The organism is Arthrobacter sp. NPDC056691 (assembly GCF_042791415.1).
Lineage (GTDB): Bacteria > Actinomycetota > Actinomycetes > Actinomycetales > Micrococcaceae > Arthrobacter.
In genome coordinates, this window is the sequence record NZ_JBHTXX010000033.1 from 40,918 (window position 1) to 53,816 (window position 12,899).

Annotated in this window: 10 protein-coding genes; 8 read left to right on the top strand and 2 right to left on the bottom strand. The window is 68.2% G+C overall.

All coding sequences use genetic code 11. The features are described 5' to 3' along the window. Window positions 1-17 precede the first annotated feature (17 nt). Entirely contained in the window at window positions 18-1,775 is a 1,758-nt protein-coding gene (locus ACFRAU_RS21055) for an ATP-binding protein (RefSeq protein ID WP_378001338.1), read from the bottom strand. Between the two features lie 200 nt (window positions 1,776-1,975). Here ACFRAU_RS21055 and ACFRAU_RS21060 point away from each other — a divergent pair, with 200 nt between their 5' ends. The 4 genes from ACFRAU_RS21060 (at window position 1,976) to gatB (ending at window position 6,990) form a co-directional block, all read left to right on the top strand. After that, entirely contained in the window at window positions 1,976-3,460 is a 1,485-nt protein-coding gene (locus ACFRAU_RS21060) for a CitMHS family transporter (protein WP_377994123.1), read from the top strand. Between the two features lie 159 nt (window positions 3,461-3,619). Then, the gene (gatC, locus tag ACFRAU_RS21065) at window positions 3,620-3,916 is read left to right on the top strand and encodes an Asp-tRNA(Asn)/Glu-tRNA(Gln) amidotransferase subunit GatC (RefSeq protein WP_003802035.1); all 297 of its coding nucleotides are present in this window, start codon (window positions 3,620-3,622) and stop codon (window positions 3,914-3,916) included. Between the two features lie 3 nt (window positions 3,917-3,919). Beyond that, entirely contained in the window at window positions 3,920-5,482 is a 1,563-nt protein-coding gene (gatA, locus tag ACFRAU_RS21070; RefSeq protein WP_378001339.1) for an Asp-tRNA(Asn)/Glu-tRNA(Gln) amidotransferase subunit GatA, read from the top strand. Continuing rightward, window positions 5,482-6,990 carry an Asp-tRNA(Asn)/Glu-tRNA(Gln) amidotransferase subunit GatB gene (gene gatB, locus ACFRAU_RS21075; RefSeq protein ID WP_378001340.1) on the top strand — a complete coding sequence of 503 codons (1,509 nt, stop codon included), beginning with the start codon at window positions 5,482-5,484 and terminating at the stop codon, window positions 6,988-6,990. Before gatA ends, gatB begins: the two co-directional genes overlap by 1 nt. 78 nt (window positions 6,991-7,068) lie before the next feature. Here gatB and ACFRAU_RS21080 read toward each other — a convergent pair whose 3' ends face one another. Further along, window positions 7,069-7,977: a LysR family transcriptional regulator gene (locus tag ACFRAU_RS21080; RefSeq protein WP_377994127.1), complete on the bottom strand. Its 909-nt coding sequence runs from the start codon at window positions 7,975-7,977 to the stop codon at window positions 7,069-7,071. 138 nt (window positions 7,978-8,115) lie between these two features. Between ACFRAU_RS21080 and tdh the strand changes: the two genes are divergently transcribed. The 4 genes from tdh to hutI all read left to right on the top strand — a co-directional run bounded on the left by tdh (window position 8,116) and on the right by hutI (window position 12,850). Then, window positions 8,116-9,162 (top strand): L-threonine 3-dehydrogenase, encoded by a 1,047-nt coding sequence (tdh, locus tag ACFRAU_RS21085; RefSeq protein ID WP_378001341.1) that lies wholly within the window; start codon window positions 8,116-8,118, stop codon window positions 9,160-9,162. A gap of 75 nt (window positions 9,163-9,237) precedes the next feature. Further along, complete coding sequence (locus tag ACFRAU_RS21090) at window positions 9,238-10,443, top strand: glycine C-acetyltransferase (protein ID WP_378001342.1); 1,206 nt, start codon at window positions 9,238-9,240, stop codon at window positions 10,441-10,443. A 53-nt stretch (window positions 10,444-10,496) separates the two neighbouring features. Then, window positions 10,497-11,627: an NAD(P)/FAD-dependent oxidoreductase gene (locus ACFRAU_RS21095; RefSeq protein WP_378001343.1), complete on the top strand. Its 1,131-nt coding sequence runs from the start codon at window positions 10,497-10,499 to the stop codon at window positions 11,625-11,627. Window positions 11,628-11,638: 11 nt separating this feature from the next. Further along, the gene (gene hutI, locus ACFRAU_RS21100) at window positions 11,639-12,850 is read left to right on the top strand and encodes an imidazolonepropionase (RefSeq protein WP_378001344.1); all 1,212 of its coding nucleotides are present in this window, start codon (window positions 11,639-11,641) and stop codon (window positions 12,848-12,850) included. The last annotated feature ends 49 nt before the right edge of the window (window positions 12,851-12,899 follow it).

Here is a 12,899-nt window from a genome sequence, read left to right on the forward strand (position 1 = left end):
GTCTTGTCCGGTCTCCATCAGTCTTTCCGCGCCGGGGTTGTTGCCGTCGTGGTGCCCGGCAGTGTGGCCATGAAGACGGCGCCCGGGCCGCCGACGTTCCCCAGCTCCAGCACCGTGACGTCGCCTCCGCGCCGCCGTGCCAGCTGGCGCGCCAGGGCCAGGCCCAGGCCCTGGCCGCCCCCGGCCCGGACCGGCCCCCGGAGACCATTGCCGGCCGCCGTCGTGAATCCCTCCGCGAATACCGCCTCCGGATTGCCGCCGTCCGGCAGCCCGTCCCCGGAATCGGCGACGACGACGTGCAGGGTACCGCCGCCGTCGCCCGGCTCATCCAGCAGCTCAAGCTCCACCCAGCGGTCGGCGGCGGCGCCGGCCACTGCGGCGTTGACGGCGTTGTCGATGAGGTTTCCGAGTACCGTGGTGACGTCCTGCGGCTCCGTCACCTGGCCGCGCACCAGCGTTTCCGGCCCGATCCGCAACGATACCCCGCGCTCGTCGGCCTCCACGCCCTTCGCACCGATGAACGCCTGCAGATAGGGGTCCTGCAGCAGTTCGGCCTGGTCCACCGGGAATTTCAGCGGGCCAGTGGCGGCGAGCCGCTCAAGGTAGTCGCGCGCCTGCTGGTGCTGGCCGATGCTCATGAACCCGGCGATGGTGTGCAGCTGGTTGGCGAACTCATGCCGCTGCGCGCGCAGGGCGGTGGACATAGTCCCCACGGCGTCGAGCTGACGGGTCAGGTGCTGGAGTTCGGTGCGGTCGCGCAGCATGACCACCCAGCCCAGGTCCTCGCGGCGGTGCAGCGCCTTCCGGGCGCTGGCCACGAGGACCTGTTCGCCGGCCACCAGTTCCACCGCCTCGCCCTCGCGGGCATCGGGCAGGGTCAGGGCCTTGAGCCGGGCCGGTACCGGGGCGTCCTGCCACACCTGGCCGGCGAGGTCGGGCTGGCCGAGGAGGCGCTGGGCGGCGGCATTGAACACGCTGATCCGGCCGTCGGCGGAGAGGCCCACGACCCCCTCGTCCACCCCTTCCAGGACCGCCACCTGGTCATGCACCAGCGCGCCGATCTCCTCGGGTTCGAGCCCGAGCGTGAGCCGCTGCAGCCGGCGCCGGAGCAGGAACGAAGCCAGCACGCCGGCGGCCAGCGAGCCGGCCGCGGTCAGCACGATCGGCACGATGTCCCGGGCCAGGCTCTGCCCGATTGACTCCGTGGAGTAACCCACGCTCACCTCGCCGACGACGGTCCGGGAATCCGGGCGGGGACCCGGACCCGGGCCCGAACCCGCACCAGAGGCCGCGCCCGGCGCGAAAACCGGGACCTTAGCCCCGGCCGACGGGCCCAGCGTGCCGGTGTTGCGGGTGGTCACCTCGCGGCCGGCAAGCGCCTCGGACGGGTCGGTGCTGACCCGCTCACCCAGCCGGTCGGCGTCGGGATGGGCCAGCCGCAGCCCCGTTTCGTCGGTGATCACCACGAACAGGGCACCGGTACGGGCGCGGGCACCTTCTGCCACCGCCATCAGCGGGCCGGCCTTCAGCTCCGCGGGCGGGGGAGTGCCGGCCTGCCGGCTGATGGCCTGCACGTTGGCGCGTACCGAGGGGTCCGAGGCCACAGTCCGGGCCAGGGTCAGAGCCTGGTTCTCCGCCTCGCGGCCCAGCCGTTCGAATGTCAGCCACGCATGCACCGCGCCGCTGAGGAGCACAACGAGCAGAACCACGCCCAGCTGCAGCAGCAAGGTCTGGGTGGAGAACCTGAGCGGAAGCCTGCCGGCGGGGCTCATCATGGCGCTCCTGACGTAGGTCGAACGGGCTGCAGGACGGGTTTCAGGCTGGCAGCAGGGCGTTTGAGCAAAATGCGCAAAATGCTCCCAATAAGCAGTATGCCAATCAATTGAGCCAAAGGCACTGCCGTGACCGGGGCCACTCTAACCTCTGTAGTACGCATCACACCGGGGTGGTGCTGTTCACTTAGAAGGAGCCGGCTGTGCTGGTATTACTTGGATTCGCCATGATCGCGGTTTTCATGGTGCTGATCATGACGAAGAAGTTGACGCCGGTGCTGGCGCTGATCATCGTCCCCACCGTTTTCGGTCTTTTCGCAGGCGCCGGCCTCGGCATCGGCGACATGGTCATGGACTCAATGAAGTCCATGACCTCCACCGCAGCGCTGCTGATGTTCGCCATCATCTACTTCGGCCTGATGATCGACGTCGGGCTGTTCGATCCGCTGGTCCGGTTCATCCTGCGCAAGCTCGGCAATGACCCCGCCAAGGTGGTCCTGGGCACCGCGCTGCTGGCTGCTGCCGTGTCCCTCGACGGCGACGGCTCCACCACCTTCATCCTCACCACGGCCGCCATGCTGCCGATCTACCTCCGCCTGAAGATGAGCCCGGTGGTCCTCACCTGCGTCGCCGGCCTCGCCAACGGCACCATGAACATCGTTCCCTGGGGCGGACCCACGGCCCGCGCCGCCAGCGCCCTGAAGATCGACGTCAACGACGTCTTCGTTCCGATGGTCCCCTCGCTGATCGCCGGCCTCGCCGTCGTACTGGTCTTCGCCTGGATCCTCGGCCTGCAGGAACGCAACCGCCTCCGCGCCACCCAGCCGGAGATCTGGGGAACGCCGGAAACGGCTGAAGGGTTCGACGGCGGCGCCCCCGCCGTCGGCGGCCGCACCGGCCGCGGTGGTTCGGGCCGTGGTTCCGCACCTGTCCCCGCAACGGGAGGCCCCGCCGTCGGCGGTTCCCCTGAAGGTTCGTCCGTAGCCGTCCTGGAACGCACCGAGATCCTGGTCGATGACACTGACACCGCCATGGCGGACACCGCCCTGGACCCCAACCGCAAGACCCTGCGCCCCAAGCTGCAGTGGTTCAACCTGGCCCTGACCGTCGCCGTCATGGGCATGCTCGTCGCCGACCTCGTGCCCCTGCCGTACGTCTTCATGGTGGGCTCCGCCATCGCCCTGCTGGTGAACTTCCCGCACGTCAAGGACCAGGGCGCACAGCTCATTGCCCACGCGCCGTCGATCGTCGCCGTCGTGAGCATGGTGATGGCCGCTGCGGTGCTCACCGGCGTCCTGAAGGGAACCGGCATGGTTGAGGCCATGTCCGCCTGGCTGGTGCAGATCATCCCGTCCAGCATGGGGCCGTTCATGGCCGTCATCACCGGCCTGCTCAGCATTCCCATGACGTTCTTCATGAGCAACGACGCCTTCTACTTCGGTGTGCTGCCCGTCCTGAGCGAGACCGCTGCCCACTACGGCATCAGCGGCGCCGAGATGGCCCGCGCCTCCATCACCGGCCAGCCGTTCCACATGCAGAGCCCGCTGGTTCCGGCCATCCTGCTGCTGGTCTCCCTGGCCAAGGTGGACCTGGGCGACCACCACAAGAAGGTCCTGTGGCGCAGCGCAGTGGTGGCCCTGGTCATGCTGGGAGTAGGAATCCTGACCGGCGCCATCGGCATCCACTAACAAACCAGCCGGCCCCCGGACGGCGAGATGGCAGTTCGCGGCAGTGTTTATGCAAAACACCGCCGCGAACTGCCATTTGGCGTTGTCGGGGCGGAAGTCGGCAGGGCAACGTGACAGTAGACTAGTTCGGAAACCCATTCCGAACTTGCAGGGAGATCCATGGCTGCGATCAACCGCGACGACGTCGCGCACCTAGCGCGGCTCGCGCACATTGAGATGAGTGCTGAAGAGCTGGACAGGATGGCCGGCGAACTGGCCGTCATCGTGGACGCGGTTAAGTCCGTGAGTGAGGCCGCAGGTGACGGCGTTCCGGCTACTTCGCACCCGATTCCGCTGAGCAACGTGTTCCGCGAGGACGAGGTGGGCCACACGTTCACCGCGGAGCAGGCACTCTCCGGCGCTCCGGACTCGGACGCAGACCGTTTCAAGGTCCCGGCAATCCTGGACGAGGACTAGAACATGACTGAAATTAACAGCACGGAACTCATCCGTCTTTCGGCGGCCCAGCTGGCCGCGAAGCTCGCAGCCGGCGAGGTCACTGCCGTCGAGGTCACGCAGGCGCATCTGGACCGCATCGCCGCCGTCGACGGGGGAGAACGCGGCGTCAACGCGTTCCTGCACGTCAACACCGAGGAAGCACTCGCCGTCGCCGCCGAGGTGGACGCCATCCGCGCCGCCGGCGGGCAGGCCGCCGAGGAGCTGCACGAGCTCGCCGGCGTTCCGATCGCCGTCAAGGACCTGATCGTCACCATCGGCCAGCCCACCACGGCAGGCTCCAAGATCCTCGAAGGCTGGCACAGCCCGTACGACGCCACCGTCGTCAAGAAGCTGCGCGCCGCGAAGATGCCGATCCTGGGCAAGACCAACCTGGACGAGTTCGCCATGGGCTCCTCCACCGAGCACTCGGCCTTCGGCCCCACCCGCAACCCGTGGGACCTGGACCGCATCCCCGGCGGTTCGGGCGGCGGGTCGGCAGCCGCCGTCGCAGCCTTTGAGGCGCCGCTGGCGCTGGGCACGGACACCGGCGGATCCATCCGCCAGCCCGGCGCCGTCACCGGCACCGTTGGCGTCAAGCCCACGTACGGCGGGGTCTCCCGCTACGGCGCCATCGCCATGGCGTCCTCGCTGGACCAGATCGGCCCGGTTTCGCGCACCGTCCTGGACTCGGCCCTGCTGCAGCAGGTCATCGGCGGCCACGACCCGCACGACTCCACCTCCCTGACGGACCCGCTGGGCGACCTCGTGGCTGCGGCGCGCCTCGGCAACGTGGACGGCATGAAGATCGGCATCATCAAGGAGCTCCACGGCGAGGGCTACCAGGCCGGCGTCGAGAACCGCTTCAACGAGTCGCTGGAGCTGCTCAGGGAGGCGGGCGCGGAGATCGTTGAGGTGTCCTGCCCCAACTTCCAGTACGCGCTGGGCGCCTACTACCTGATCATGCCGTCCGAGGCCTCCTCCAACCTGGCCAAGTTCGACGGCGTCCGGTACGGCCTGCGCGTGCTCCCCGAGGAGCCGCCGCTGACCATCGAGCGCGTCATGGGCGCCACCCGCGCCGCCGGCTTCGGTGACGAGGTCAAGCGCCGCATCATCCTGGGCACGTACGCCCTGTCGGCCGGCTACTACGACGCCTACTACGGCTCCGCCCAGAAGGTGCGCACCCTGATCCAGCGTGACTTCGAGGCCGCCTTCGCCAAGGCCGACGTCCTGATTTCCCCCACGGCGCCCACCACGGCGTTCAAGCTGGGCGAGAAGCTCGATGACCCGCTGGCCATGTACCTGAACGACGTCGCCACCATTCCCGCCAACATGGCCGGCGTTCCCGGCCTGTCCCTGCCCGGCGGCCTGGCCGACGAGGACGGGCTGCCCGTCGGCATCCAGCTGCTGGCGCCGGCCCGCGAGGACGCCCGCCTCTACCGGGTGGGCGCTGTCCTGGAATCCCTGCTGGAAGCCAAATGGGGCGGCCCGTTGCTGGACAAGGCACCGCAGTTGGTTGAGCTGGTCGAAACCCAGGAGGCAAAATAATGACCGCTGACGCGACCCTGAGCTTCGAAGAAGCCATGGAGAAGTACGATCCCGTCCTGGGGTTCGAGGTCCACGTTGAACTCAACACGAAGACCAAGATGTTCTCCTCCGCGCCCAACGTGTTCGGCGATGAGCCCAACACCAACGTCAACGAGGTGGATCTGGGCATGCCCGGCGTCCTGCCCGTGGTGAACAAGGCTGCGGTGGAGTCCTCCATCAAGATCGGTCTGGCACTGAACTGCAAAATCGCCGAATCCTGCCGCTTCGCCCGGAAGAACTACTTCTACCCGGACACCCCGAAGAACTTCCAGACGTCCCAGTACGACGAGCCGATCGCGTATGACGGCTACCTGGACATCGAACTCGAGGACGGCACCGTGTTCCGGGTCGAGATCGAGCGCGCGCATATGGAGGAGGACGCCGGCAAGCTGACCCACCTGGGCGGCTCCGCCGGACGCATCCAGGGTGCGGAATACTCGCTGGTGGACTACAACCGTGCCGGCGTTCCGCTCGTGGAGATCGTCACCAAGCCGATCGAGGGAGCCGGTTCCCGCGCCCCCGAGCTCGCCAAGGCGTACGTCGCCGCCGTGCGTGAAATCGTCAAGAACCTCGGCGTTTCGGACGCCAAGATGGAGCGCGGCAACGTCCGCTGCGACGCCAACGTCTCGCTGCGCCCCCACGGCCGCGAACGTTTCGGCATCCGCTCCGAGACGAAGAACGTGAACTCGCTGCGCGCCGTCGAGCATGCCGTCCGTTACGAGATCCAGCGCCACGCCGCCGTCCTGGATTCCGGCGAGCCGGTGATCCAGGAAACCCGCCACTGGCACGAGGACACACGCACGACGACGTCGGGCCGGGCCAAGTCCGACGCCGACGACTACCGCTACTTCCCGGAGCCGGACCTGGTTCCCGTTGTTCCTTCCCGGGAATGGGTGGAAGAGCTCCGCGCGACGCTGCCCGAGCCGCCGGCCGAACGCCGCAAGCGGCTCAAGCAGGACTGGGGCTACTCGGACCTAGAGTTCCGCGACGTCGTCAACGCCGGCGTGCTGGACGAGATCGAGGAAACCATCGCCGCCGGCGCCACGGCTTCCGTGGCCCGCAAGTGGTGGATGGGTGAGATCGTGGGCCGCGCCAAGAACGCCGACGTCGATCCCGGCCAGTTGGGCGTCGAGCCGGCCACCATCGTTGAGCTGAGCAAGATGGTGGAAGCGGGCAAGATCAACAACAAGATGGCCTCCGCGGTGCTGGACGGCGTCCTCGCCGGCGAAGGCACCCCGGCCGAGGTCGTTGAGAAGCGCGGCCTGGCCGTCGTCTCCGACGACGGCCCGCTCCTGGAAGCCATCGACGCAGCCCTGGCCGCGCAGCCCGACGTCGCGGAGAAGATCCGCGCCGGCAAGCTGCAGGCCATCGGCGCGATCGTCGGCGGCGTCATGAAGGCCACCCGCGGCCAGGCCGACGCCGGCCGCGTCAAGGAGCTGATCCTGGAGAAGCTCGGCGTCACCGTCTAGCGGGTTTTAACCCAACTGGGTCGCAGTTGCGGGGCTTCTGAGCGCTCAGAACGCCCTGTGCTGCGACCCAGTTGCGTTTTAACCGTGGCTGAGGCGGGCCATGATGTCCTGCAGCGCCTCGCACACCACCCGGACGGACGCACGCTTGAGGTTTTCCGGGCGCGCCAGGATGTCGATGCGCCGCCGCGTGCTGATCCCGCGCAGCGGCCGCAGCACAATGTCCGGGTTCAGCACGGGCCGGGCCGTGTGCCGCGGCAGCAGGCCGATCACACTGCCCGAGGCCACCAGCGCAGCCACCGTGGAGTAGTCGTTGATCCGGTGCACGATGTTCAGCTCCCGGCTGGACACGGCGGCGACGGCGGACAGCACGTCCGCGGGGGAGTAGCCGGCGCGGCTGGTCACCCAGGGTTCGCCGACGACGTCGGACGCCGTCAGTGCCGCCTGGCCGGCCAGCCGGTGCCCGGCCGGCAGCGCAACGTCCAGCGGCTCATGCGCCAGCGGAATCACCGCCACCCTTTCCTCCGGCCACTTGGGGCTGTGGTCCATCCGGTGCGCCAGGACCAGGTCGTAACGCGCCGTCAGCGCGGGGAAATCCTGCTGCGCCACGTCCTCGTCGGAGAGCAGCACCTTCGGCTTGTCCGGCCCGTCCAGAAGACGCGCCAGCGGCGCAAAGAGCGCCTGGCCGGCGCTGTGAAAGCCACACACAGTCACCGGCGCCACGGTGGAACTGTGGTACGCGCCGATCGCCATCCGCGCGTCGGCCATGGCGCTCACGACGGCGGCACCCGCGTCCGCGAGCACCTGGCCGGCTTCCGTGAGGACCAGGTTCCGGCCCTCCTTGCGCGTCAGCGGCACCTCCACGCTTTTCTGCAGCTGGGCAAGCTGCTGGGAGACGGCCGAAGGTGTGACGAGCAGGGTATCGGCGACGGCCTTGACACTTCCCAGCGCGCCAAGCTCCCGCAGCATTTCGAGCTGGTGGATCTCCATGGGGTCCATCCTATTCCTTAGCGATTCCTTAATCGTCGATTGAGAAATTTCCCCTTGTGCTAATGCGTTGAAGTGGCTCTAATGAAGGGAGATTCCGCCGCATGACAGTGCCGCTCATGCCCAAAAGTTAGGAAGCCAATGAAGGCCCTCTACAAGGCCGGCGCCCACGCCGGATTCGAACTCGTTGACCGTCCCGAGCCGGAGGCGGGCCCCGGGGACGTCAAGATCCGTGTGATGACCACGGGCATCTGCGGCACGGACCTGCACATCCAGTCCTGGGACGCCTGGGCGCAGGGCATCATCGAAGCCCCGCTGATCGCCGGGCACGAGTTCTACGGCGAGGTGGTGGAAACAGGTGAGGACGTGCGCGACGTCAAGGTCGGAGACCGCGTTTCCGGCGAAGGGCACATTGTCTGCGGCATCTGCCGCAACTGCCGGGCCGGCCGTCGCCAGATGTGCATCCACACGGTGAGCGTGGGTGTGCAGCGGGACGGCGCGTTCGCCGAATACGTGGTCATCCCGGAGACGAACGTCTGGGTGCACCAGGACCCTTCCGTCACGCCTGAGCTCGGCGCCATCTTCGACCCCTTCGGCAACGCCGTGCACACCGCACTAAGTTTCCCGCTGGTGGGTGAGGACGTGCTGATCACCGGCGCCGGACCGATCGGCCTCATGGCCATCGCCGTTGCCCGCCACGCAGGGGCCCGCAAGATCGCCATCACCGACGTCTCGGCCCCGCGGCTGGAACTTGCCCGGCAGCTCGGCGTGGACCTCGCCATCGACGTCTCCAAGACGCGGGTCCGCGAAGCGCAGCGGGAGCTTGGCATGCGCGAGGGCTTCGATATCGGGCTGGAAATGTCCGGCCATCCCACGGCGCTGCCGGAGATGATCGACAACATGAACCACGGCGGACGCATCGCCATGCTGGGCCTTCCCAGCCAGTCCATCGACATCGACTGGGGCAAGGTGGTCACGCACATGCTGACGCTGAAGGGCATCTACGGCCGCGAGATGTTTGAGACCTGGTACGCCATGAGCGCCATGCTGTCCTCCAACCCGGCGGTGCACGCCAGCATCTCCGCCGTGGTCACCGACGTGCTGCCGGCCACCCAGTGGGAGAAGGGCTTCGAAATCGCGAAGGCCGGTGTCGGCGGCAAGGTGGTGCTCGACTGGTCGGACGTCTGACCTGCACTACGGCCAGAAAATCCGGCCCCTCCATTCACAGTTTCTGACAACTTTCCCAGCCGAGGAGAACCCGCCATGTACTCAGCAATCAAAGACCAGCTTCGCGCCGAGCTGGACGACATCCGCACCGCCGGCCTCTACAAGACGGAGCGGCACATCGACTCCGCCCAAGCCAGCCACATCACGGCCGGACAGATCGGCGAGGACGGCTCGCCCGTCCTGAACTTCTGCGCCAACAACTACCTGGGCCTGGCCGACCACCCCGAGATCATCGCCGCGGCCAAGTCCGCCATGGATGAGCGCGGCTTCGGCATGGCCAGCGTCCGGTTCATCTGCGGCACCCAGGACCTCCACCTCGAACTCGAAGCCAGGGTTTCAAAGTTCCTGGGCACGGAGGACACCATCCTGTTCTCCAGCTGCTTCGACGCCAACGGCGGTGTTTTCGAATCGCTCTTCGGCCCCGAGGACGCCATCATCTCCGACGCCCTGAACCACGCGTCCATCATCGACGGCATCCGGCTCTGCAAGGCACAGCGGTTCCGTTACGCCAACCAGGATATGGCAGACCTGGAGGCCAAGCTCGTCGAGGCGAAGGATGCCCGGCGGAAGATCGTCGTCACCGACGGCGTGTTCTCCATGGACGGGTACCTTGCTCCGCTGGAGGCCATCTGCGATCTCGCCGAGAAGCATGACGCCCTGGTGATGGTGGACGACTCCCACGCGGTCGGGTTCATGGGAGCCACCGGAGCCGGGACCCCTGAGCACGCCGGCGTCGCCCACCGTGTGGACATCTTCACCGGAACCTTCGGGAAGGCGCTGGGGGGCGCCTCGGGCGGCTACGTGTCCGGCCGCGGCGAAGTGGTGGCGATGCTCCGGCAGAAGGCCCGTCCCTACCTGTTCTCCAACTCCCTCGCACCGGCCATCGTGGCGGCCACCATCAAGGCCCTGGAGCTCGTGCAGACCTCCGGGGAGCTGCGGGCCGGCCTGTTCCGGAACGCGGAGCTGTTCCGCCGCCGGATGACGGAGGAAGGCTTCGAACTGCTCGACGGCGAGCACGCCATTGTGCCGGTCATGTTCGGCGATGCCGTGCTGGCCGCGAAGGTGGCCGACCAGATGCTCCAGCACGGGGTTTACGTCACCGCGTTCAGCTTCCCCGTGGTGCCGCGCGGTGCCGCCCGCATCCGCGTCCAACTGTCCGCAGCGCACAGTGCCGACGATGTGGAAACCTGCGTCCAGGCTTTCGTTAAGAGCCGGGACGCGGTGGCGGCGCAGGCGCAGTGACCGAGTAGGCGCGGTGGCTGCGCAGGTTCGGGCCATCTGTAAAGATTGAGCCCATGGCATCAACCTATGACGTGGTCATTGTGGGCGGCGGGATCGCCGGACTGTCCCTTGCCTCTGCGCTGGCCGGCAAGTGCACGGTTGCCCTCGTGGAGGCGGAGCAGCAGCTGGCGTACCATACGTCCTCGCGCTCGGCCCGGCAGCTGATTCCCAGTTACGGCCCGCCGGTGGTGCAGGAACTCACCGTCCGCACCCTGGAGCTGATCGCGGCGGACGATGCCGGGCGGCCCCACCCCGTGCTGTCCCCGCGGAGCTTTATGCTGATCGGGGACGAGGAGACGGTCCGGGCCGAGTCCAGCGGCGAGATGCGCCGGATCGGCCACGACGAAGCGCTTGGCCTCTGCCCGGCCCTGAAACCGGAGTCCTTCTCCGCCGCGGGCCTGGACACGGGGTCCTTCGGGTGCGACGCCCCGGTGCTGCTCGAAAGGCACCGGGCGCGCGCCGAGTCCGCCGGTGTGGACGTCATCACCGGCGCCCGCGTCCATTCCGCCCAGCGGCTGGGATCAGGCTGGGAGATCGGCGCCGGGCAGGAGGGCTTCTCGGCCGGCGTTCTGGTCAACGCGGCAGGTGCCTGGGCCGATGAGCTGGCGGTGCTGAGCGGCGTCGAGAAGATTGGCCTGCAGCCGTACCGGCGCACGGCGGCGATTGTCGGCGTCGACCATTCTCTGCCGGAGGGCAGCCCGATGGTGGCTGCCGCCGACGATTCCTTCTACTTCCGCCGGGAAGGCAGCGACGTGCTGATCTCGCCGTCGGAACATGTTGCCAGCCCGGCGGAGGACGCACGTCCCCGCCCCGGGGACGTCGAGCGGCTCATCTCGCGGCTCAATACGCTGACGACGCTGGGGATCGGTTCCGTGCGGACGGCCTGGACCGGCCTGCGTACCGAGGCCGCCGACGGCGTCCCGGTAGTAGGGTTTGACGCCGAAGCCCGCGGGTTCTACTGGCTTGCCGGCCAGGGCGGCTATGGCTTCCAGACGTCGTCCGGCATCGCGGAACTGGCCGCGGCCCAGATCCTGGCAGGTCCAGGTGCCAGTGCCGGGCGGGAAACCAGCACCGGGCGGGATGCCGGTCCGGAATCCCGGACAGCGGATGCGCTGGCTGCGACGCGCTGGTCCATCCGGCGCTGAAGAATGGATCCATGAGCACCCTGATCACCAACATTGCCGAACTGATGACCCAGGACGCGGAGCACCGTGTCCTCAAGGACGCGGCTGTGGTGGTCGAGGGGGAGCGGATCTCGTGGATCGGCCAGGCGTCCGCCGCCCCGGCGGCCGACGACTCAGTGGATGCGGGCGGCCGCGCCGTGCTGCCCGGCTGGGTGGACTCCCACACACACCTCATTTTCGCCGGCGACCGGACGGCGGAGTTCGAGGCGCGGATGGCGGGGGAGGAGTACAGTGCAGGCGGCATTGCTGTCACTACCGGGGCCACCCGGAACACCAGCGACTACGACCTCACGCGGCTGGCCCAGGGCCGCGTTGCCGAAGCCGTATCGCAGGGCACGACGTACCTGGAGACGAAGACCGGCTACGGCCTGGACGTTGAGCAGGAGGCGAGGAGCGCACGGATCGCCTCAACAGTGGCGGACGAGGTCACGTACCTGGGCGCGCACCTGGTGCCGGCCGGCGTCGATCCCGATGAGTACACCAAACTTGCCTGCGGTCCGATGCTGGACGCGGTCCGCCCCTATGTCCGGTGGGCCGACGTATTTTGCGAAAAGGGAGCCTTTTCGGAGGAGCAGTCCCGCGCGGTGCTGCAGGCCTGCCACGACGCCGGACTGGGGCTGCGGGTGCACGGCAACCAGTTGGGGCACGGCGCCGGCGTCCGCCTCGCGGTGGAGTTCGGCGCGGCGAGCGTCGACCACGTCAACTATCTTTCGGAGCAGGACATCGCCGGCCTCGCCGCCGGCTGGTCCGGCTGGGATGCCGCATCAGGAACGGGCCGGCGGGGAACAGTGGCCACCTGCCTGCCGGCCTGCGACCTCTCCACCCGCCAGCCGCTGGCCCCCGGCCGGCAGCTCCTGGACGCCGGCGTGCCCGTGGCGCTCGCGTCCAATTGCAACCCCGGCACGTCCTACACGAGTTCCATGGCGTTCTGCGTCACCACAGCCGTGCTCCAGATGGGCCTGAGTGTCCATGAGGCCGTCCGGGCGGCAACGTACGGCGGTGCTTTGGCGCTGCAGCGCGAGTCCGGAAACGACGCCGACGGCGAGCGGGCGGTGGGCTCCATCGCCGTCGGGCACCGGGCAGACCTGCACGTCCTCAATGCCCCCTCCGCCACCCACCTGGCCTACCGGCCGGGCATGCCGCTCACCCACGCGGTTTGGCGTGCAGGGGTGCGCGCACGGTAGTGTCGGGCGGGGCCATAACCCGTGTAGTCCGCGGTGGACAGTGACGCAA